The organism is Domibacillus sp. DTU_2020_1001157_1_SI_ALB_TIR_016 (assembly GCF_032341995.1).
GTDB lineage: Bacteria > Bacillota > Bacilli > Bacillales > Domibacillaceae > Domibacillus > Domibacillus indicus_A.
On sequence record NZ_CP135439.1, the window covers coordinates 724,973 to 747,485 of the forward strand.

At 44.4% G+C, this 22,513-nt stretch carries 19 protein-coding genes; 13 read left to right on the forward strand and 6 right to left on the reverse strand.

Annotated features, from left to right (window positions below):
* Window positions 1-15 precede the first annotated feature (15 nt).
* Together RRU94_RS11455 and RRU94_RS11460 are read left to right on the forward strand one after the other, a co-directional pair.
* Window positions 16-1,008, forward strand: a complete 993-nt coding sequence (locus RRU94_RS11455) for an ABC transporter permease (protein ID WP_410493016.1) — start codon at window positions 16-18, stop codon at window positions 1,006-1,008.
* Between the two features lie 100 nt (window positions 1,009-1,108).
* A complete protein-coding gene (locus RRU94_RS11460; RefSeq protein ID WP_315694396.1) occupies window positions 1,109-2,137 on the forward strand; it encodes a LacI family DNA-binding transcriptional regulator in 1,029 nt (342 codons plus the stop codon).
* A gap of 59 nt (window positions 2,138-2,196) precedes the next feature.
* Here the strand turns inward: RRU94_RS11460 and RRU94_RS11465 are convergent, their stop codons facing one another.
* Window positions 2,197-2,811 (reverse strand): nitroreductase family protein, encoded by a 615-nt coding sequence (locus RRU94_RS11465; protein WP_315694397.1) that lies wholly within the window; start codon window positions 2,809-2,811, stop codon window positions 2,197-2,199.
* A gap of 161 nt (window positions 2,812-2,972) precedes the next feature.
* Between RRU94_RS11465 and RRU94_RS11470 the strand changes: the two genes are divergently transcribed.
* The 3 genes from RRU94_RS11470 (at window position 2,973) to RRU94_RS11480 (ending at window position 4,517) form a co-directional block, all read left to right on the forward strand.
* Window positions 2,973-3,287, forward strand: coding sequence for a winged helix-turn-helix transcriptional regulator (locus RRU94_RS11470; protein ID WP_242231801.1), 315 nt, complete (start codon window positions 2,973-2,975; stop codon window positions 3,285-3,287).
* 81 nt (window positions 3,288-3,368) lie between these two features.
* Complete coding sequence (locus RRU94_RS11475; RefSeq protein ID WP_315694398.1) at window positions 3,369-3,503, forward strand: hypothetical protein; 135 nt, start codon at window positions 3,369-3,371, stop codon at window positions 3,501-3,503.
* Window positions 3,504-3,611: 108 nt separating this feature from the next.
* Complete coding sequence (locus RRU94_RS11480; RefSeq protein ID WP_315694399.1) at window positions 3,612-4,517, forward strand: CobW family GTP-binding protein; 906 nt, start codon at window positions 3,612-3,614, stop codon at window positions 4,515-4,517.
* A 36-nt stretch (window positions 4,518-4,553) separates the two neighbouring features.
* On the opposite strand, the gene RRU94_RS11485 is transcribed toward RRU94_RS11480, so the two are convergent.
* Window positions 4,554-4,874 (reverse strand): thioredoxin family protein, encoded by a 321-nt coding sequence (locus RRU94_RS11485; RefSeq protein ID WP_251269983.1) that lies wholly within the window; start codon window positions 4,872-4,874, stop codon window positions 4,554-4,556.
* Window positions 4,875-5,079: 205 nt separating this feature from the next.
* Between RRU94_RS11485 and RRU94_RS11490 the strand changes: the two genes are divergently transcribed.
* The 3 genes from RRU94_RS11490 (at window position 5,080) to RRU94_RS11500 (ending at window position 12,310) form a co-directional block, all read left to right on the forward strand.
* Window positions 5,080-6,249, forward strand: a complete 1,170-nt coding sequence (locus RRU94_RS11490) for an FtsW/RodA/SpoVE family cell cycle protein (RefSeq protein ID WP_315694400.1) — start codon at window positions 5,080-5,082, stop codon at window positions 6,247-6,249.
* A gap of 87 nt (window positions 6,250-6,336) precedes the next feature.
* Window positions 6,337-9,204 (forward strand): ATP-binding protein, encoded by a 2,868-nt coding sequence (locus tag RRU94_RS11495; protein WP_315694401.1) that lies wholly within the window; start codon window positions 6,337-6,339, stop codon window positions 9,202-9,204.
* Window positions 9,191-12,310 (forward strand): hypothetical protein, encoded by a 3,120-nt coding sequence (locus RRU94_RS11500; RefSeq protein ID WP_315694402.1) that lies wholly within the window; start codon window positions 9,191-9,193, stop codon window positions 12,308-12,310. The genes RRU94_RS11495 and RRU94_RS11500 overlap by 14 nt, the downstream gene beginning before the upstream one ends.
* 30 nt (window positions 12,311-12,340) lie before the next feature.
* On the opposite strand, the gene RRU94_RS11505 is transcribed toward RRU94_RS11500, so the two are convergent.
* From RRU94_RS11505 to RRU94_RS11520, 4 genes are read right to left on the reverse strand one after another with little or no spacing between them, the layout of a single operon-like run.
* Complete coding sequence (locus tag RRU94_RS11505) at window positions 12,341-12,694, reverse strand: response regulator transcription factor (protein ID WP_315694403.1); 354 nt, start codon at window positions 12,692-12,694, stop codon at window positions 12,341-12,343.
* A 21-nt stretch (window positions 12,695-12,715) separates the two neighbouring features.
* Window positions 12,716-14,113: a glycosyltransferase family 2 protein gene (locus tag RRU94_RS11510; RefSeq protein WP_315694404.1), complete on the reverse strand. Its 1,398-nt coding sequence runs from the start codon at window positions 14,111-14,113 to the stop codon at window positions 12,716-12,718.
* Window positions 14,113-15,159, reverse strand: coding sequence for a HEAT repeat domain-containing protein (locus RRU94_RS11515; protein ID WP_315694405.1), 1,047 nt, complete (start codon window positions 15,157-15,159; stop codon window positions 14,113-14,115). Before RRU94_RS11515 ends, RRU94_RS11510 begins: the two co-directional genes overlap by 1 nt.
* Window positions 15,156-16,772 carry a diguanylate cyclase gene (locus RRU94_RS11520; RefSeq protein ID WP_315694406.1) on the reverse strand — a complete coding sequence of 539 codons (1,617 nt, stop codon included), beginning with the start codon at window positions 16,770-16,772 and terminating at the stop codon, window positions 15,156-15,158. Before RRU94_RS11520 ends, RRU94_RS11515 begins: the two co-directional genes overlap by 4 nt.
* A 160-nt stretch (window positions 16,773-16,932) precedes the next feature.
* On the opposite strand from RRU94_RS11520, the gene RRU94_RS11525 reads away from it, so the two are divergent.
* From RRU94_RS11525 to RRU94_RS11545, 5 genes are all read left to right on the forward strand, one after another.
* Window positions 16,933-17,961 carry an oxidoreductase gene (locus RRU94_RS11525; protein WP_315694408.1) on the forward strand — a complete coding sequence of 343 codons (1,029 nt, stop codon included), beginning with the start codon at window positions 16,933-16,935 and terminating at the stop codon, window positions 17,959-17,961.
* 477 nt (window positions 17,962-18,438) lie between these two features.
* Window positions 18,439-19,182, forward strand: a complete 744-nt coding sequence (locus RRU94_RS11530) for a hypothetical protein (RefSeq protein WP_315694409.1) — start codon at window positions 18,439-18,441, stop codon at window positions 19,180-19,182.
* Window positions 19,179-20,159, forward strand: a complete 981-nt coding sequence (locus RRU94_RS11535; RefSeq protein WP_315694411.1) for a sugar kinase — start codon at window positions 19,179-19,181, stop codon at window positions 20,157-20,159. Before RRU94_RS11530 ends, RRU94_RS11535 begins: the two co-directional genes overlap by 4 nt.
* Complete coding sequence (locus RRU94_RS11540) at window positions 20,140-21,438, forward strand: MFS transporter (RefSeq protein ID WP_315694412.1); 1,299 nt, start codon at window positions 20,140-20,142, stop codon at window positions 21,436-21,438. Before RRU94_RS11535 ends, RRU94_RS11540 begins: the two co-directional genes overlap by 20 nt.
* A gap of 39 nt (window positions 21,439-21,477) precedes the next feature.
* Window positions 21,478-22,470 carry a LacI family DNA-binding transcriptional regulator gene (locus tag RRU94_RS11545; RefSeq protein WP_315694414.1) on the forward strand — a complete coding sequence of 331 codons (993 nt, stop codon included), beginning with the start codon at window positions 21,478-21,480 and terminating at the stop codon, window positions 22,468-22,470.
* Window positions 22,471-22,513: the final 43 nt, after the last annotated feature.

The following is a 22,513-nucleotide window of genomic DNA, read 5'->3' on the forward strand; positions in this document are numbered from 1 at the left end:
AGGGAGGCAGTAACGATGAGCAACTTATCAACTGTTACGAATAATAACCCAGATGCAGGGCTTCACAAAGAATCAAAAGGGGCCGTTTTGTTTAAAAAATACGGCATGCTGATTATTTTAGTTGCCTTAATTGCACTTATGACAGCGCTGGAACCGAACTTCATCAATTCAAATAATATTATCAATATCGTCCGGCAAATGGCGGTTATCGGAATTGTCGCGATCGGTGTCACATTTGTTATTATCACAAGCGGAATTGACTTATCATCCGGTTCTGTTATCGCACTGACGTCGGTTGTTGTTGCCACGTTTGCACAAGAAGGCACATATCCTTTAATGGTAGCGGTTCTTGCGGCCATTGCAGTTGGTGTGGCAACGGGTGTTTTCAACGGCTTTTTGATTGCAAAAGGTAACATTGCCCCATTTATCGTAACTCTTGGCATGATGACAGCAGCGCGTGGATTAGCGCTTCTTTACAGCGGCGGGCGTCCGATTGGCGGCTTATCTGATACGTTTCAATTTCTTGGGCAGGGCATGATTTTGGGTATTCCAGTACCGATTATTATCTTTGCGTTAATTGGAATTATCTCTTATGTCTTATTAAACAAAACGAAATTTGGGAAATACGTATACGCGATTGGCGGCAATGAGCAGGCGGCTATGATCGCCGGTGTTAATGTAACAAAAGTAAAAATTCTCGTTTACACCTATGCAGGCCTTTTATCAGGTCTTGCCGGAATGATTTTAACAGCGCGTATTGCGTCCGGACAGCCGACAGCGGGTACAATGTACGAGCTTGATGCAATTGCAGCGGCTGTTATTGGAGGAACTAGTTTAACAGGTGGTATCGGAACAATCGGCGGTACGGTAATCGGGGCGTTAATCATTGGCGTAATGAATAACGGTCTTGATTTAATGAACGTTTCTTCATACTGGCAGCAAATTCTAAAAGGCGCCATCATTACAGTCGCAGTTTATATCGATGCACGCAAGCACAAGAAAAAATAATAAAGCGGGATGCTGACTGAAAAATTTCAGCGTCACATGAAGTGATTCACGGCGTTTCGTGTTACTCTAAGAATAGAATGACACGAGGAGAAACGATGATATGAAACCGACGATTTATGACGTGGCGGAAAAAGCGGGAGTTTCTATTGCTACCGTATCCAAGGTCGTGAACAATACAGGGCGGATCAGCGAAAAAACCCGTAAACGTGTAACAGAGATTATGCGGGTTCTTGACTACCAGCCGAGCAGTGTCGCAGCGGCACTGACAGGCAAAAAAACATATACCGTCGGCGTGCTTGTTCCTGATATTGCCAACCCGTTTTTTGCGGAAGTGGCCCGGGCACTGGAAAACCGGGCACGGGAATCTGGTTATACACTGATGCTGTGCAGCACAGATTATAAGCAGCAGAGGGAACGGGAATATTTAGAGCTTTTTTCTAAAAAGCAGGTCGACGGTGTGATGGTAGCCATTGAGCCGGAAGAAATGGATCATTTCAAAAAATTTAATGAGCGCGGCGTCCCAAGCGTAATGCTGTCTGTGAATCACTTAGACGCTTCAGCCAGTGTGGTCATGACAGACAATGTGCGCGGAGGGTACTTAGCCGGTAAATATTTGCTGTCGAAAGGACACCATGAATTAGCCATTATGTACGAAAAGCAGCGCCAATCGGGGCGTTCCCGCTTGATTGGTTTTCAGCAGGCATTATCAGAAGCAGATGTGATGGTTGAAGAACCGTACGTTATTGATACCCGCTCTGATATTTTGGAAGCGAAAAAAGCCGCGCAAAAGCTGCTTCGTCTCCCGAAAAAGCCAACCGCTGTGTTTGCAGCAACGGACTTGATCGCTATTGTGTTGATCAACGAAGCGAGAGGAGCGGGTGTGCGGGTACCCGAGGATATGTCGGTCATCGGCTTTGATAATACCATTTATGCGGAAATTGCCGATCCTGGACTTACGACAATTGCACAGCCTATTACGGATCTTGCTCATTATTCATTTGACCAGCTGTTACAGCTCATCAAGCAGCCGGATCAAATTGGACACCGGATTATGCTGGCGCCATCTTTAATTGAAAGAGGATCGGTTCGAAAAATCATCGACGGTGGATCTTCATCCAATGAAATTTAAAAAGCGCGGACTTTTCAATATTGAAAAGTCCGCGCTTTTTTATTCAAAAAAGGGGTACATTATTTGTACACTTTTACACGCTCATCAAGCGGCGCAAATTCTTTGTCGCCGGCTGGCGCTGTTGGTTTGCCGAATGGCATTTGAGCAATGAGCTTCCAGTCTGCTGGAATATTCCACTGGGCTGCTACTTTTTCATCAATCAGTGGATTGTAGTGCTGCAGGGTTGCACCGAAGCCTTCGTTTTCAAGTGCTGTCCAAACGGTAAATTGAAGCATACCAGATGCCTGGTTAGACCAAACAGGGAAGTTGTCCGCATAAAGGGCAAACTGCTCCTGAAGGCTGCGGATGATCGACTGATCTTCAAAGAATAAAACTGTTCCGTAGCCTGCCTGGAACATATCCATTTTCTCTTGTGTAGAAGCGAAGCTTTCCTCTGGAACCACAGTTTTTAACGTTTGTGTTGTAATATCCCACAATGTATCATGCTGTTCGCCAAGAAGAACGACAACACGCCCTGTTTGCGAATTAAAAGCTGTTGGCACATGCTTAACTGCAAATTCAATGATTTCTTGGATTCTTTCATCTGAAGCGACAGACTCTTTTGAAATAGCATAATGAGAGCGGCGATTTTGGACAGCTGTGTAAAAATCTGTTTGGGTAGAAGTGTTTGACATGGTTTATGTACCTTCTTTCAAATAAAATTTTGTTACCTTTAGAAACATAGTTTAAAAAAATAAATTAAATTAGTCAAGTAACTAGATATTAAAAAGTGGAAAGATATCATCTTTTTTTAAAATGGTGTATACTAGGAGTACATAAAAGAGGTGAAAGAATAATGGAGCTTTGTCCAAAAGTAGAAAAAGCAATGCAGTTATTAGGCAAACGATGGACGGGCCTTGTGATTAAACAGCTTTTGGATCGGCCGCAGCGGTTCTCTGAAATTAAAGCTGGATTTCCGATCAGCGGCAAGCTGCTGACAGAGCGGCTGAAAGAGCTGGAAGAGGAAGGCATGGTCACTCGAAAAGTGTATGCAGAAGTGCCGGTTCGGGTTGAATATACATTAACGGAAAAAGGACGCGCCTTAAAAGCGGCTATTACAGAAATAGAGAATTGGGCGCATGATTGGGTTGAATTAGAAGAACACGTATAAATCAAATTTAAGGCTTTCGCCCTGTTTGATTGCGCATTCCAGCGGGAATGGGACATGTAACATGATAAAAGGAGAAAAAACATGTCCCATGAACAGCAGGCCCTGCTTGAAGCCATGCAGGAAGCCTACTTCCAGAGTGAGCGGCAGGATGCGAGTGTGGATGCCGTTATGACGGTGATTATCGAAAAACTTGAACTGGTGATCAAACCAAAGTAAAGCAGGGGGTTCGCTCCTGCTTTTTGTTTTGGCAAAAAGTGAAGGAGCATGTACAATAGATAACGTGTATTAAATCGGAACTATGTGGATTTGAGAAAGGGTTGGCCTATGAAAACAGAACTTTATATAATTGGAGGCTTTCTTGGCAGCGGGAAAACCACACTGCTGTTGAAACTGCTTCAAAAAGAAAAAGAAGCAGGCAGAAAAGTCGCTGTTCTGATGAATGAAATCGGTGCGCTTTCGGTTGACTCGGCGCTTATCGGAGAAAAAACGGCTGTGCGGGATATGTTGAACGGCTGTATTTGCTGTACGATTAAAGATGAAATAGAAGTGGAATTACTGGCGCTTTACCGGGAACACCAGCCGGATGTCGTTTATATTGAAACGACCGGTGCTGCTCATCCGATGGAAGTGCTCGATGCCTGCATGTCTCCATCAATAGCGATGAAAATTGATGTGAAAGGCATTTTAACGCTCGTAGACTGTGCCCGGTGGGTGGAGCGGAACCGGCTGCCGATTGCCCATCGGAAGCTGATGGAGGATCAAGCACGCTGGAGTGATATTGTCGCACTTACTAAAACAGATTTGGTCGCCGAGGAAACTTTGGCAGTCGTTCGCAGAGATATCCGCTCACTCAATCAGAAGGTTCAGTTAATTGAAATAACGCATGGAGAAGGAGAAGCTGTTTTTGGGAGTGGAAGCCAGTCACAAGAACAGCATCACGCCCGCCATCATCTGCATGTTCGAACATTTGCTTATGAATTTGTGAATCATGTACCGCGTGCTGCTTTTAGAAAGTGGGTAGAACATCTGCCGGATTCGGTGCTGCGCATCAAAGGATTCATCAAGTTCGAGGATTCAGGAGATCAGCCGGAGCTGTTTCAGTATGCGTATGGCGTTCCGTTTTTTCAGCCGCAGCCGATCAAGCGGCCGACGGTCATTGTTGTGATTGGGGAAGAGCTTCCGGAAGAGGAGATGCGTAAAGAGTTAAATAAACTCGAAGGCGTATTTTAAAAACCGGCCCGTATACGGGCCGGTTTTGGCTGTTCATTAAGCAGGAAGGTTTTGCAGGTACTCACGTACTTGCTCCGGAGACTTAGCATTTGCACTGTGCAAATGAGCTAATTTTTCGCCATCTTGAAAAAGAAGCAGGCTTGGGATGCCCATTACATCGTATTTTTGTGCAGCTTCGGGAAAATCATCCCGGTTCAGTTCAAACCAGCGGTATTGGCTGTAGTCTGCTATGATTTCATCAATAAACATATCCATTCTTGTGCAGTCCGGGCACCAGCCGGCGTAAAATTTAATGATGACCGGCTCACTGCCGGCAATAATTTCTTCGAATTGCTCTTGTGTTTGAATTGCTTCCATTCTGCTAACTTCCTTTCTGATTGGTTCATCGACTTTTGCATTCAGCGCATTTAAGTATGAAACGCAGAAGCCGGAACATTTTGTTCAAGTTATTGTATCACGGTCTCGCTTAGATTTCTCCTATCTGAATCGTTTGGCTGTTGTAGAATGGAACAATAACGTTATAATAAGAATTGGTCTATTTTTACGAGAAAGAGGAGTTTACATGAATTCTCAACAACAATCAAGCCGGATTGACTACGGATTGATTTTAATCTTGCTTATGCTGTTTGTTGTAAGCTGTGCAGCGATTTACAGTGCACAGACAACAGGTCAATATGGAACAAACTTTGTCTTCCGGCAAGTTATCTGGTACGTGATTGGGATCGGCATTATCCTGGTATTTATCCGGCTGGATTCAGACCAATTTCACGGCATGGCCTGGTATTTGTACGGTTTTGGCATTTTGCTGCTGTTGTTTTTGATCGTAGCACCATCATCTATTGCTCCAACGATCAACGGAGCGAAAAACTGGTACAAGCTTCCGGGCTTAGGAACCATTCAGCCGTCAGAATTTATGAAAGTATTTCTGATTTTAACATTATCCCGGGTAATGGTGAATCACCATTCTAAAAACCCTATTAAAACGATCAACAGTGATTGGATGCTTTTGCTTAAATTAGGCGCTATTACTGCTTTGCCGCTTGCGCTTGTGGTGCGGCAGGACCTTGGAACATCTCTGGTTATTATTTCTATTTTGCTTGGCATGATTTTCGTTTCAGGTATCACGTGGAAAATACTCCTTCCTCTCTTTGGCAGCGCCGCTACTCTGATCGGCCTTGTGTTTTATATGGTACTCTGGCAGCCGGCAGTGTTAGAAAAATATCTTGGTGTCAGGCAGTACCAGTTCGATCGGATTTATTCATGGCTTGATCCGTATAACTATGAGAGCTCGATCGGTTTCCACCTGACCCGTTCGCTGCTTGCGATTGGCTCAGGCCAGACGATGGGCAAAGGGTTTGGCTACCGGGAAGTCTATCTGCCGGAAAGCCATACTGACTTTATCTTTAGTATTATTGGAGAAGAATATGGATTTATCGGTGCATCGGTTGTTGTAAGTTTGTTTTTTGTGCTCATCTATCACATTACAAAACTCGCATTGACCACAAAAACTCCTTATTATTCTTACATGTGCGCAGGCGTTATCGCGATGATTACGTTTCACGCGTTCCAAAATATCGGCATGACGATCGGCCTGCTGCCGATTACAGGAATTCCACTGCCATTTATCAGCTATGGAGGCAGTGCGATGATGGGAAATATGATGGCTCTGGCGCTTATTTTCTCCATCACCTATAACGAACGTCACTATATGTTTTCATCAGATCGATCATAACCCGCTTTTAAAGCGGGTTTTTTTTATGAACTTTTACAGTCTATAATCTATAATGAAATCATAGGAACAGAAGGGAGAGGATGGAATATGAATAAACCAATCACGTCAGGTATTCGGCGCCGTTATCTGCTTTTATCGCTGTCTATTCTGCTAGTATTGACAGCTGCAGGAACCGGCGCTTTTCTTTATATGAAGCATTCACAGGATGAATTGCGAGTAGAGCGAGAAAGGCTGTACGATAAGCAGGTGAAATTGGAAACACTGCGCGATTCTTTAAATGATCTTTTTTTTCGGGCGCGGGGTTATATAGCGTTTCGGGACAGTGAGGAATTGAATCGGGTATACGAAGACCTTAACGAAGTAGAAGGCGCGCTTGAAGAGTTAAAAGGCGTTCGCTTAAATTCAAAAGAGCAGCAAATGACGGAAAAGCTGACAGAGTTTTTAAGCACATACCAATCAGATACATTGCCTACATTGATTCGATTTGTGGAAGCAAATGATTACGCAGGTCTTCAAAACTATTATTCTAGCAGAGATATTGTTGATTCTGTAAACCAATTTATGGAATACGTGAAGCAATATAAGGTAGATATTGATGATGACCTTGAGGCGTTATCGAAGGAAATGATCGAGCAGGCCAATGAGTTTACATTTGTAATGGTCATTTTTTTATTTTTGCTATTTGTGTTTATTGCTTACTTAATCTGGCGCATGATGAAAGATATTGTTCGGCCGCTTGAGCAAATGAGACAGGCGACGGATGATTTTGCGTCCGGCAAAAGCTTCTCGCTGCTGCCGGTGAAGCGGAGCGATGAAATCGGTGTGCTGTTTTCTTCATTTGGTTCCATGATTCGCATCATTCAAGAAAAAGAAGAAGAATTAACGGCTCAAAATGAAGAGCTGATTATGCAGCAGGAAGAATTGCAGGAGCACCAGCATAAAATTGAAGAATCACTTCATGAAACGAAACAAACAAAAGAGCGCCTCGAACGGTATAACGACTTGAACCACGTTCTTTCTTTTACTTTAAATAAACAGGAGCTGGCTGATAGTATACTAGAGTATTTGGATTCGACTTATGAATTGGATCTAGGCATGTTTTGGATTCGGGAAAGCGGAGAGCGGGCGCTGAAAGGGATGACAGATGCCCTGTTCGAGGAGTTTTCAACGAACCGAACGGATTATATTGACCAGCGGTTAAAAGAGGATGCTTTTTTCACGGTAACAAGAGAAGCGTCCCATGAAAAAGGGCTCGCTGCCGATTCTGTTTTGGTACATGATTATTTTTCTGGCGTACACAATCCGGAAGGAGACATGGTCGCTCTTTTTGGCGCTTCACGGATTGGCCGTGCTTTTTCCGAGAAAGAACAAAAAGAATTGCGGGGCTTACTAAATCGGGTTGCTTTAGCGATTGAACGTATTCAGCTGTACGACCGCAATATCAAAGAGCGAATTTTAAACGAACGTATCATTAACAATATTAATGAAGGCATTCAATTTGTTGGCCACGACGGATCCATGCTCCAGCGAAACGAAGCAGTTTGTGAGATTATCAATTGTGAAGTACCGCTCGATGAAACGGTTGAAAGAGCGCAATGGATCGATCACATTTCTAATCAAACAGATGACCCGGATCAAATGAGAGAATTTCTAGAAGGCTGTATTGATAGCGGGGCGCATCATGTGCAGGAGTATCGGTACCGTATTTTAGAGCCGGCAGAACGCGTGATAGAAGTGTATAGTGCTCCGGTTTTAGTAAATGAAGAAAAAATAGGCACCATTCTTGTTCATCGGGATATTACAAGAGAATACGAAGTCGATCAAATGAAAACAGAGCTCGTCAGCACAGTCAGCCATGAGCTTCGAACGCCGCTTTCGAGTGTACTTGGATTTACAGAGCTGCTGCTTCATAAACAGCTGAAGCCGGAGAAGCAAAAGAAATATTTAGAAACAATTTATAAGGAAGCGAAAAGGCTGACAAACTTAATTAACGATTTCCTGGATTTGCAGCGCATGGAATCAGGCAGCCAGGTGTATCAAATGGAGCCGTTACAAATCAATGAACTGGCGGTAGAAGCGATCGCCCGCTTCCGTACCGAAAGCAGCCATCCGCTCGTTGTCGTGGATGAAGCGGCTAATGTGCAGGTAGAAGGGGATAAAGAGCGTCTCGCTCAAGTATTAACAAACGTGTTAGGAAATGCCATTAAATTTTCACCGGACGGCGGACATGTAACGCTGACGCTTTCGAACGATGAAAATAACGTAATGGTTGCCATTCAAGATGAAGGAATTGGAATTCCGGCTGAAGATATACCGAAGCTGTTTAATAAATTTCAGCGGATTGACAACAGCGCCCGCCGCAAAATTGGCGGTACGGGCCTTGGACTGGCGATTTGTAGAGAAATTATCGAAAAGCATAATGGGACGATTACAATCGAGTCAGAAGAGGGAAAAGGAACAATAGTCCGCCTTTCATTGCCGCTTCTTTCAACAGGCAGACATCGAATTGCGCGCCCAGAAGGCAATGAAAACAGTCCTTCCGTTATGATAGTAGAGGATGATATGAGCCTTGCTCTTTTATTATCGGAAGAATTAAAAATGAGCGGATTTACAGTGGTGTATCACATGAAACCATCGGAAGCCTTTGAAGAAGCAAAGCGGACACCGCTTGTTGGAATTGTGATTGATCTGATGCTTGGCGACGATCTGAATGGCTGGGATTTGGTAGAGCTGTTAAAGAAAGAAGAAAAAACGAAAGACATCCCGATTATCATTTCCTCCGCTCTTGACCAGGCTGAGGGCGAGGGGAAATTACACCAAATCGATCATTACTTAACAAAACCGTATCCGCCGACACAGCTGTCAAAAGCCGTACTTGGATTTTTAACCGAACCAATACAGCAAGGAGTTATTTTCTACCCGGAGAGAGGTTCTGATCAAGATGAAAGTAAATAAAAAATGGATTTTCCTTCCAGTAGTTCTTTTGCTGTTGCTGCTGCCCTGGATTATATGGGAGCTTGGCAGCACGAGAGAAGAAAAAGTTGTAATTTTAGACAAAACTGTTCCGACCGATAATAAACGGGAGCATCGGGCTCTTACATGGGTACTGAACCACTTTCGTTTTGAAACGTTTGGCGGAGAAGATGACTATTATGGATACTTTCCTGAAAGAAAAACAAAGGAACGGGCGCTTCCAGAGAAACTGGAGGATGCAGATGTCATTTATGCGGCCGATACATACGGCGTGTATGATAACGAAAATGACTTAGTTTATGGCGGTCTCGAAATGGATGAATGGGAAACGATCAAACAGCAAACGGCTGGCCATCCGACCACTTTGATTATGGAGTTTAATACATTTGCTTCTCCGACAAAAGCCGATGTGAAAAAAGATGTGGCGTCTTTTCTTCATACAACACCAACCGGCTGGACCGGTCGGGCGTTCAGCGATTTAAGCAGGGAAAATGAAGAGCTGACCGATGGAATTCTGTCACTTTATGAAGCAGGCGGTAAAAAGTGGGCATTCGAAGGGGCCGGCTTTGTGCTTGTGAATGAAGATAAACAAAAAGTAATCGTGCTCTCTGATGAAGAGGGAGAAATAGAGAACGAGCGGCTAACGATGCGCTTTACAGAAGAGGGAAAACGAGTTACAGGCCTTGATAAAGGAGCGCCGTATACGTACTGGTTCGATATAACCGTGCCGGACAATAAAGAAGACATTCTAGCAAACTATCAATGGGATTTGTCGGATAAGGGGAAAACGGTATTGGAGAAAGAGGGAATCCCGCTTTCATTTCCTGCCGTTACCCACCATTCGTATGAACAATCGGATCTCTTTTACTTTGCCGGAGATTTTGCCGATACAGAAGACGTCTCTTCCGTTTACCGGTATACTGGTTTTGCCTCCATGCGGGCGCTTATTACGCCGTCTACGCTTTATCCAGAGCAGGCCTTTTTTTGGAAAACGTACGTGCCGCTCATGAAAGGTGTTCTCTCAATGGAGAAAAAGCCGGAAAAAGAAGCAGTGACTGTGCCAGTGGAAGAGAAGGAGGGTCTCTCTTATACGTCCCGTTTAAATGGAGACCGGTTTGAAGTACTTCAAAGCGGCACATGGAAAACGATGACGGTAAAAGGGGTCAATATTGGAATGGGGAAACCGGGTGCTTTTCCGGGAGAAGCAGCTATTTCTGAAAATGAGTATTATGAATGGTTTACCGATATTGGAAAATTAAACGCAAATACCATTCGCGTCTACACCCTTCATCCACCGGGTTTTTACAACGCTTTAAAGCGGTATAACGAAGAGCATGCGGACAAGCCGATTTATCTGCTGCATGGCGTCTGGATTGATGAAGGGCCGTTAGAAGAAACCCTAGATGCGTTTACGCCGGAAATTACAAAAGAATTCCAGGCGGAAATGAAACGGGTTGCGGATGTTATTCATGGTAATGCGGACATTCCAAAACGGACCGGTCACGCATCAGGAACGTATCGAGCTGATATTTCACCGTACGTAATCGGCTGGGTGCTTGGAATCGAATGGTATCCGTTTATGGTTGACAATATGAAAACGAAATACGCAGGCCTTGCGCAGTATGATGGAGAATTCGTTCAAACAGAGAGCGCTGAGCCGATGGAAATTTGGCTGGCTGAGCAAATGGATACGATGATGAAATACGAAGCGGACCAGTATAAATGGACACGTCCAATGAGCTTTACCAACTGGGTTCCAACCGATCTACTTGACCATCCAGCTGAACCACAGGAACAGGAAGATCTTGCATCTGTTAATCCAAATATGATCAAGCCTAAAAAGAACAGCAGCTTGTTTGCTTCTTATCATGTGTATCCTTACTATCCGGATTTTTTAAATCTAGAAGAAAAATACTTAACGTATAAGGATTCACGCGGAGAAAACAATAACTACGCCGGATACCTGCATGATTTGCGGACAGCGCACGATATGCCGGTACTGATTGCCGAGTTTGGTATTCCATCTTCGCGAGGCATGACACACCGGAACGCATTTGGCCTGAACCAGGGCTTTATCAGTGAGGAGCAGCAGGGTAAAGGCTTAGTCCATATGTATGATGATATTTTAGCCGAAGGAATGATGGGCGGACTTGTCTTTACGTGGCAGGATGAATGGTTTAAGCGGACGTGGAACACAATGGACTTAGATGATCCGGAACGCCGTCCATATTGGTCGAACGCCCAGACGAATGAGCAGCAATTCGGCCTTCTCAGCTTTGACCGCCAGCTTATCCAAACAGACGGAAATACAGCAGACTGGAAAGGTATTGAGCCATTCTACAAAGACAATGACGATTTGTATGTCACACACGACGAACGTTACTTGTATATCCGGTCTAAGCTGTTAAACGGCAAGATGCCGACGCTTTACTTTGACGTACATCCAAGCATCGGAAGCAACAAGGCGGAAACTGTCACGTTCAAAGAAAATGATCCGGATTTTGTTCTTTCATTTGACGGGACAAAGGAAGGGAAGCTTAAAGTAGATGCGTACTACGACACATTTTTGTATCAGTATGGATTTGACGTTCCTATGTTAAAGCCTGCACCGAAAAAACCGCTAAATAACAGCGGTGTTTTCAACCCAATCCGGCTGGCACTAAGCAGGGAAAATATCCGTCCGGATACAGGGGAAGTGCTTCCCTTTGATTACTATGAAACAGGCGCGATGCGGTTTGGCAACGGCAATCCAGAATCGCCTGATTATGATTCTTTATCTGACTACTATGTAAATGAAGAAACAGGAGAGATTGAAATTCGTATTTCGTGGCTGCTGTTAAATGTAAAAGACCCAAGCAGCCTGCAGGCAACAGGAGATGTTTTTAAAGAAGGAATAGAAGCAGAGCAACAGATCAAAGGTATTGGGATTGCCGAGTCATTTGATCAAAAAACAACGGTGCCTGAAAAAGCAGCTTCCAAGATGAATATATATAAATGGGAGGGCTGGGACCAGGACACCGAATCAAAAGAACGGCTGAAAGAGTCCTATCACATTGTTCAAAAACGATTTGCCCAGAAAGACGAATAAAAAAGACAGCCCATAGCGGGCTGTCTTTTTTTAATCCAGAATGCTTTCGATAAACGATAAAAGTTCAATAGGGCTGAATGGCTTCGCCATAAAATAATCAGCCCCGTAAGACATGGCCAGTTCCCGGTCTGCTTCCTGGGCTTTTGCGGTAAGCATCATAACAGGTGTTTGAACGCCGTCCTTACGGATTTGCTCCAGCACCTCCATGCCTGTTAAATGCGGCATCATATAATCTAAAACAATTAAATCATATGTGCCGGACCGAATGCTGTCCAGTGCTTCCTGACCGTCTTCCGCCTCGATAATCTCGAAGTCATCTTCAAGCGTATCGACAATTAACATACGCAAAATATCTTCATCATCTGCCACTAAAATCTTTTTCACGTTTGCCCGCCTCCATCTGAGTTATGTCGAAATTCCTTTTCGTTTCATATTGCCCCAATTGTGCTTTTTACGGAAAGCGGCAAAGATTCCCTGGATGCGCCAAATAACCATAAAAGGCCGATACCAAAATGTTTCTGTCAGCGCCCATAAATAAAGCCGGACCAAGTGGGAGACCTTTGGATATTTATGGAGTGTCATTTCCTCCAGCAGTACAGCCAGCGCAGAAATAAATGACCCATAAAAAATAGTGACTAAAAAGAGGATGCCGGCTGTTTTGGGGTCAATTAAAGAGAAAAAGAACCCGCCAAAAATCATAAAGTATCCGCCCAGTTCAAAAACAGCACCCAATAGCTCCACAAGTAAGAAATACGGCATAGACAGGAGTCCGATTGAACCATAGGCAGGGTTAAAAATCATTTTTCTATGCGTCCAGAGTGTTTCCCATAACCCGCGCTGCCACCGAATCCGCTGAGAACGCAATACTTCAAGGGATTCTGGTGCTTCCGTCCAGCAAACAGGATCTGGGATATATTCAATCCGCTGCTTGGACTTTTCTTCCCGAAGCAGCCGGTGCAGTCTGACGACAAGCTCCATATCTTCCCCGACTGTTTTTCTGTTGTATCCTCCTGCGCGGATAACCCGTTCTTTATGAAAAACACCAAATGCCCCGGAGACAATTAGCAGGATATTCATCCGGCTCAGCGCAAGGCGGCCGATTAAAAAAGCACGGAAGTATTCGATGATCTGCATTAGTACAACCGGGTGGCTCGGCAGATTAATAGTTTCAACTTTACTTCTTGAAATCGTCGAGCCATTGGCAATCCGGACTGAGCCGCCCGTTACAATAATTTGGCCGTCCGACTCAATAATTGGCTTCATTGTTTTCAGCAGTGCATCGTTTTCTAAAACCGAATCACCGTCGATGGCACAGAAATAAGGGTAAGATGCCAGGTTAATACCGGCGTTAAGGGCATCTGCTTTGCCTCCATTGGCTTTTTTGATTAAGCGAATATATGGAAAAATAGAGGATTGATAGATTGTTTTGATTTCAGCCGTTTCCAAATAAGCACGAACAGCAAAAGACACTTCCGTCATTTGAAATTCTTCAATCATGCGGGCCGAAGTTTGGTCCTTTGACCCATCATCGATGACGATAATCTCTTTTTCCGGATATTCAAGCGCTAAAAGCGAGCGGACTGTACTGACTACGCCGACTTCCTCATTATAGGCAGGAACTAAAATAGAGACCGGAAAGGTCCGTTCATTTCCGGCAATGTCCTCCGTCGTTTCCCGCGGATCTAATTCACTTTCTCTGTATACTTTTCGAAAAGCCAGTCCAAACAAAAGAATATAGCTTAAGCTCGAAAAAAGCATATAAGCAATAATAGCGTACGAAAGAACAAGAAAAAATATATGCATTATTGGGCACCTCCAGGTCGAAATGTCTGCCATTGGGCAGCCATATCCCGGCCATAGCGGTCAGGGTGATTCTCAGATAAATGCGCTAAAATCACATCTCCATCTGAAAAATGAGTATACGCTTCTGCCGCTGAATAGCGCACCCACCAAACTGAATCGCCAAGCAATGTACTTAAAGTCTGTTTATAGCGGGAAAACTGCATAATACCTGCAATTCGTGCTGCAAACATTCGCTCTGTCCAAAAAGGAGAACCAAAAAAGGGAGCCAGCAAATCCGGTTCCGACAAATACTCCAGCCGAAAGATCGTTTTGAGTGCCTGGATTCTGGTTTCGACTTGAGGGCTGGCCAGTTCTTTTTCTACCTGCGGCAAAAAAGTCATCGCCCCTGAATGAGCAATATAAGTAAAGGCAGCGTGTTTGATTGTCTCATCTTCACCTTCGAGCGCCGCTTTCACATGCTTTTCAGCATGCGTTTTGTTTAATCGGTGAAACGCGTCTACGAACAGCCGAACAGGCGCATTCGGAAAACGGTTTAACTCCTCAATGACAACATCTTCATTTAGAGAAGCCAGTGTCCGAATGAGCTGCTGGGTTTCCACGTCCAGTTTCCCGGCTTGCTTCAGCCGTTCACGCAGGATAGGTGCTAAAGAGCGCATATGAAAATCTTCAATGTAATGAAGGGTGTTCACTCTCCGCGCCCAGTTGCGCTGATTTAACACGCGTGTATAGGGTTCTGTTAAAAATTCTTCCGACAGCTGCTGCACTAAAGGAGAGGCACTGCCTCCTTTTGTAAATGCCACGTAGCCGTTTAATAGCCGTTCCAGTACAACCTGTTGATGAGGAATCGATTTGACGGCATAAAGAAAACGCGCGTCTGATGGATCCATCATATAGGAAGCAAACGGCTCTGTTGAATGCGTATACTGGCTTTCTATTTCTTCTTCCAGACGCTGCCTTTTACGTTTGCGGATGACTAAATAAAGGAGCAGTCCCATTTGAAATAGAAGTAAGAGCACCGTCAAGAGAAGGAAAAAAGAGAGGGTCATTTAAACATCCTCTTTGTCAAGCGCTGTACACGCGCGACCACTTCCTGCGGGTGAAATGGTTTTACAATGTAGTCATCCGCTCCACTTTTTAGTGCTAAAACAATATCTGCTTCATTTGTCCGGGCTGTCAGCATCGATATGACAATGTTGTCATCCGGGAACCGTTTGCGGACATTTGACAGCACTTCGAGGCCATCCATTTTCGGCATAATGCCGTCTAAGAGAATCATATAATTCTCATCAGCCTTGTACCAGTCTGACTCCAGGAATGTAATGCCATCCGGATATTCGTGGACAACCACATCGATTTCATTTGGCTTCCAGCCGGAAAACTGCTTCGACAACATTTTTCGCATAAGAAGGTCATCATCGATAATCATAATATTCAAATGGCGCTTAACATCACCGCTGTCAATTTCATAAATAACCGTTTGGTTTCGGCCGCTTCGTTTTGCTTTATATAACGCCTGGTCCGCTTCTGCCAAAACGGTAGATTCATTGATTCTGTATTCAGCTGCACCAGCAGAAAACGTCACATAGAAAGGATCAAAGCCCGGGACGGTAAATTCGGTTTCGGCCATTTTTGCACGAATCCGTTCAATTAAGACCGTCCCTTCCTCAGGAGTCGTATCTGCTAAAATTAAAGCAAATTCTTCCCCCCCATAACGGAAGAAATAGTCGGTTTCCCGCTTGAGTATCAGCACGATAGAGCTGAAGCGGCGAAGCACTTCATCCCCTGCAGGATGCCCATATTGATCGTTTACTTTTTTAAAGTAATCCAAATCTAGCATCACAAGCGTAAATGTATGTCGTTTCCGTTCCGCTAAAGCAGACATTTGCATAAGCGTTTGTGTGAACTGGCGCCGGTTGCCAGCGCCTGTCAGCTCATCGGTCAGTGCAGATTGTGAAACAGCCGATTTGTTTCTTAATCGGTTAGAAATATAAGGGACAAATAAGCTCATATTAAGCGGTTTCTGAATAAAATCCATCGCACCCATTTCATAAGCGCGAATGGTATTTTCGATCGGATTGTTCGTACTAACCAATGTAATAGGAACATAACGGCTTCGGGCAATATCACCGATTTGCGCCAGTACATCAAATCCGCTCATATCGGGAAGCTGGACATCGGCTACAACCATATGGGGCTGAAGGGTATAAAAAAGTTCAACTCCTCGTTTTCCATTTAAAGCAATTACCACTTGTATGCCGTTTTCTTCTAGTGTTTCTTTAATAAAAGAAGCGGATTCTGCATCCTCATCAATTAGTAAAATAAAGCCGCTGTTTTCTTCGATGGAATGAAGCGTACTTTCAGGCTGTTTCACTTCAGGCTGGGTCGTTAATTCTTTCTTATTGAAAAAACTTCTCATTAAAAAAATAAAGTTTTTTAATGAACGAACCGGAATAGTCGCCTCGCTTGCTTCAGAAAGTGTCTCCAACTGTGAGGCACAAAAAGCAGACATTTCTTCCATGCCGATTGTGCCTGCGGTACCTTTCATCGTATGTAAAAAACGGTATAAATCCCGTTCTTGGATATGATCTTGTTCAAACCAGCTGGAAAACTCCTTTTCCATCCGCTTAGAAAGCATTGCCTGGTAATCGTTGCGGGCCATAATAAGTCAATCCTCTCAAAAGTAGTGAAAAGGTTCTGTTCATATTCTACCTTATTATACTATATGTACCACTCTATCGAGCACATTAAGCGTCTTTCGTTTGAATAAAGAATAGAAAGGGAATGAGTGTAAAAAAAACGAGAATAAAGGAGATGGCGTTTTGAAGGCAATCGGCACAGCGTTAATCGGGTATGGATTTTCAGGCTCAACCTTTCACGCTCCATTTTTAAACAAAATGGAGGAATTTCAGCTTGTCAGTATTTTGTCTTCTAAAAAAGAAAAATTAAAAGAGTGTTTTCCATCTATAGACGTTGTCCAGCAAATGGACGACATTTTAAATAACGCTCAGGTAGAGCTTGTAGTCGTAACCACACCGAGCAGTCTTCACTTTGATATTACGAAGCAGGCACTTGAGGCAGGAAAACACGTCATTGTCGAAAAGCCGATGGTACCGACCATTCAAGAAGCAGAAACGCTTGCTGACTGCGCTAAGAAACATAACGTGATGCTTAGTGTTTTTCAAAACCGCCGGTATGACGGAAATTTCCTGACTGTCAAGAAAATGATAGAAGAGGGCCGGCTGGGTGATGTTTCTGTATATGAAGCACATTATGACCGCTTTGAGCCGGTGATTGCCAGAGGCTGGCGTGAAGAGAAAAAACCAGCTTCAGGCGTTTTATATGATCTTGGGGCGCATTTGATTGACCAGGCTCTATCACTGTTTGGGATGCCTGATAGTATAACGGCAGATATTCAAAAGCAGCGCCCTCATGCACTCGTAGATGATTATTTCCATCTTGTTTTAACGTACGGAACGAAACGAGTGATTTTACACAGCGGCATGATTACAGTGGAGCAAGGCGCCAAGTATAAAGTGCACGGTACAAAGGGAACGTTTATGAAGCGGGGGGAAGATCCTCAGGAGGAAGAATTGATAAATGGAGAGCCCCTTGAAAGTCCCGAATGGGGAATGGACCGGCTTGACCAGTATGGAACGCTTTATACAAAAGAAGGAAACGAAAAAATCGTAACACTTCCAGGTGATTACCGGCGTTATTACAAAGAAATTTATCAATGTATTCGTGATGGAAAGCAGTGCCCGGTTTCGGGAGAGGAAGGCGTACGAACGATCCGCGTTATTGAAGCAGCGCTCGAAAGCAGCCGTGACAAAAGAACAATTGAATTATAAAAACAGGGGAGCATAAGCCCTGTTTCAGTGTATAGGCAAAGTCTTTCTCTTTTAAAAAAAGTCGATAAGTGGTGTTGAAGATCTATAAGCAGGGACTGAATAAACATTTTCTCTTTTTTTAAACAGAAAGATACGACCTTATGAGCTCTATAAAATCTTGTTGCAAGCCACTTGGCGGCGGGAGGGCAGTGCAGACTCCTATGGGACGAGCGGGCAGCAGAGACCGCTGAGCCGCCAGGCGGAGTCGGGCTCAGCGCCTGCCCCATAGAAAGCGGAGCTGCCTGGACGCCGCCGATCCATCCCATTCATGCGCACGATCATCCATATCATTTGTCTATAGTCTCAAACAGGGCAGTATGAGCCCTGTTTTTTTATTTGAGCAAAAAAGGATAAAAAAAGCTTGATAAAACGCTTACACGGATATATAATCTAATAAACCGGTTTAGTAAATCGATTTATAAAAAGAGGTGCAGAACAATGATTGTTATTCCGATGAATGCATTTGGCGAAGCAGAAGTAAAGAAAAATGGCCAGGCTTTTCTTTTTAAACAGCTTATTGAAAGCGATATCAAAGGAGTCGAAATTCGGCGTGAGCTTCTTACTCCTTCGGACAGACCGCTGGAACAATTTCAAACGGAGCATTACACGGTTTATTCTGCACCTGTTGAACTGTTTCAGGCAGATGGAACTTTTAACAAAGAAAACCTGCAGATAGTCGTTCAGGAAATGACAGAAATAAAGGCGGATACGTTAAAGCTTCCGCTCGGATCGTTTATGAAGGGAAAATCCAATGTAAAAGAAATGGACCATTTTTTTCGCAAAGCTCTTCCTGCTGGAACGCAGTGGCTTGTTGAAAATGATCAAACAAAGCAGGGCGGAACGATCGAGCCGCTGGCTGCTTTTTTAGAAATTTGTTCCGAGGAAGGAATGGAGGCTGGCCTTACATTTGATACTGGAAACTGGCGGTACACAGGTGAATCGGTTCAAAAAGCATTTCATGTATTGAAAAGCTATATTCGTTACCTTCATGTAAAGCAGGTGAACGAAACACCGGAAGGGCTTCAAACCGTTGCTATTCCTCTCGGGAAAAGCGCTGAGTGGGAAATGATTTTGGAGCTTTTACCTGCTGCAGTTCCAGTAGCGCTTGAGTTTCCGCTGTCCATGAATGATCTGTTTCTTTATAAAAACTATATCGAAAAAAAGAAGGCGGTTGTACAATGACTACCATAGAGGTTGTAACATTTGGCGAAGCGATGTCGATGTTTATGGCGAAAACTCCGGGCCCGCTGCACGAAGTAACCGAGTTTACGCAGGCGCTCGCCGGCGCAGAAACAAACACAGCGATTGGCCTTGCGCGTCTTGGCTTTCAAAGCGGCTGGGCAAGCAAGGTGGGGAAAGATGCATTTGGTGCGTTTATTTTAGCGGCTCTTGCAAGAGAAGGAGTAAATACAGATCATGTATGGATGGACGAACAATATCCGACTGGCTTTCAGTTTAAGTCCAAAGTGACCGAAGGCGACCCGCATGTGCAGTATCACCGAAAAGGCTCAGCAGCAAGCCGCCTAACCGATGAAGAAATGAATCCGGCTTACTTTTTACAGGCGCGCCACCTGCATATGACAGGCATCCCGCTTGCTCTGTCTTCAGAAATGAGAGCGTTTTCCTTATCGGTTTTATCCACTATGAAAAAAGCAGGCAAAACCATTTCGTTTGATCCCAATTTACGCCCCTCCTTGTGGGATTCATCGGAAGAAATGATTGGCGTAACAAACGAAGCCGCATACCAAGCGGACATCGTGCTGCCGGGAATCGAAGAAGGAGAACAGCTGACAGGGTACACGAAACCCGACGAAATCGCTGATTTTTATAGAAAGCGCGGTGTACCGTGTGTGATTGTAAAGCTCGGAAGTGAAGGAGCATATGTAAAAACTGCCGCTCAAGAAGCAGTAGTGCCGGGTTACAAAGTGGAACAGATCGTTGACACAGTTGGTGCTGGCGATGGCTTTGCAGCTGGTGTGATAAGCGGTCTGCTCGAAGGATTGCCGATTGAGGAGTGCGCTCGGCGTGGCAACGCAATTGGTGCAATGGCGGTCGGGCATGCAGGCGATCATGAAGGATATCCGGACCGGCTGACATTGGCACGGTTTATGAACAAATTTGAAAAAGAGGTGGCATACAATGAAAACACAGCTCGCTAAATCAAGATGGCTTCGTCTCATTCCAGTCGTTTTTATTACGTATAGTCTTGCTTATTTAGACAGAGCCAATTACGGATTCGGCGCAGCCGGAGGCATGGCGGAAGATTTACATATTACAGCTTCCATGTCCGCGCTGCTTGGCTCTCTGTTTTTCCTTGGTTACTTCTTTTTTCAAGTGCCGGGTGCCCACTATGCTGAAAACCGAAGTGCCAAAAAACTGATTTTCTGGTCGCTGATTTTATGGGGCGGGCTGGCGACGGCAACAGGAATGGTCAGCGACGTACGCTTTTTGATTGTCATCCGATTTTTGCTTGGCGTTGTAGAAAGTGCCGTTATGCCGTCTATGCTTGTGTTTTTAAGCCACTGGTTTACAAAAGCCGAGCGTTCCCGGGCGAATACGTTTTTAATTTTAGGAAATCCGGCCACCGTTTTATGGATGTCCATTTTGTCCGGCTACTTAATTGAATCGGTCGGCTGGCGCTGGATGTTTATTTTGGAAGGGCTTCCAGCTGTCGTTTGGGCATTCTTATGGTGGAAGCTTGTTGTAGATGAACCGAAAGATGCTAAATGGCTGTCAGACGGAGAAAAGCGGGACTTGCAGGTGGAGCTTGAAAAAGAGCAGCAGGGAATCAAGCCGGTTAAAAACTATGCAGAAGCATTTCGTTCGAAAACCGTGATCCTGTTAAGTGCGCAATATGCGCTTTGGAGCATTGGTGTATATGGTTTTGTGATGTGGCTGCCGTCCATTTTAAATGCCGCGCCGAACATGAATATTGTCAAAACCGGCTGGCTTGCTTCTGTTCCATATGTATTGGCGATTATCGGCATGCTGAGTGCCTCTTATTTTTCAGACAAAATGCAGAATCGCACCGCGTTTGTCTGGCCGTTTCTTTTAATTGGAGGCTTTGCGTTTTTAGGATCCTACATGGTCGGCACAAGTCACTTCTGGCTGTCGTTTGTGCTGCTGATTATTGCCGGCGGTGCCATGTATGCACCATACGGGCCATTTTTCGCGATTATTCCGGAAGTGCTGCCGCGTAACGTAGCAGGAGGGGCAATGGCGCTGATCAATAGTATGGGTGCGCTCGGTTCGTTTGCAGGTTCTTATTTCGTTGGCTATTTGAACGGGACCACCGGCGGATTTGGTGCTTCCTACATGTTTATGTCAGGATCCTTATTCCTGTCAGCTATCCTGACGATTATTGCTGTAAAAGGCGCAAAGCCAAAAAAACGTCCCGAGTCCGCTTCCTCTCTTGGAATTACGCAAAAAGAAGCGTAATATAAAAGAAAATTCAAATGATTTAAAGGAAGAGGACATATGAAACGGGTAACAATGGCGGATGTAGCGAAAGAAGCGGGTGTGTCGAAAAGTACCGTATCGCAATTTTTAAACGGACGATTTGAATATATGAGCGAAGACACAAAGAAAAAAATTGAGCGGGCAGTTCAAGATCTTTCGTACAGCCCGAATGTCATTGCTCGCAGTTTAAAGCAAAAAAGAACATCAATGATCGGTATTATTGTGGCCAATATCGTCCATGGCATTTCTACAGAAGTGTGCCAGGCTATTGAGGATTACTGTCAAAAAAAAGACATCCATGCAATTGTATGCAATGCATATGACGATCCGGAAAAAGAAAAAAAGTATATTGATATGCTGCGCGCACGCCAGGTCGATGGGCTGATCATTTTTCCGTCCGGGGGCAATCAGGAATTATACCGTCAGCTGGAAAAGGAAAAATATCCAATCGTTTTTGTTGACCGTAAGATAGAAGGTGTAGAAGTAAGCACGATTGTAGTCGATAATCGAAGAGCTGTCCGCCAGGCAGTAGAATATCTAGTTGAAAAAAAGCATGACCGTATTGCGCTTGTGACGCCGCCAATGACGACGTATACACGGAGAGAACGGCTTGAGGGCTATAAGGAAGCGATAGAAGCAAGGGGATTGCCGTTTCAGGATCAATATGTAAAATCCGTTCCATATGAGGCGATTGTGCCATCTATGAAAGAAATGTTTCAACAGCATCCTCCGACAGCACTCATAGCGGCCAATGATCTATCTTTTATGGAAGTCATGAAGTTTGCTAAAGAAAACAACTTGAAGATTGGCCAGGATTTAGCGCTGATTGTTTTTGATAATATTAAATTTGCTGATATATACGAACCGGCTATTACAACCATTTCACAGCCGGCTTACGAAATGGGAACAAGAGCAGCGGAACTGTTGATTCAGCAAATTATGAAAAAGCCGGTTACCCCAGAGACGCATGTTTTAGAAACAAGCCTGCTGATTCGGGATTCGGCCCAATAGAGCTTTTTATAAAAGCTCTTTCTTTTTCTTTGGTTAATAAACC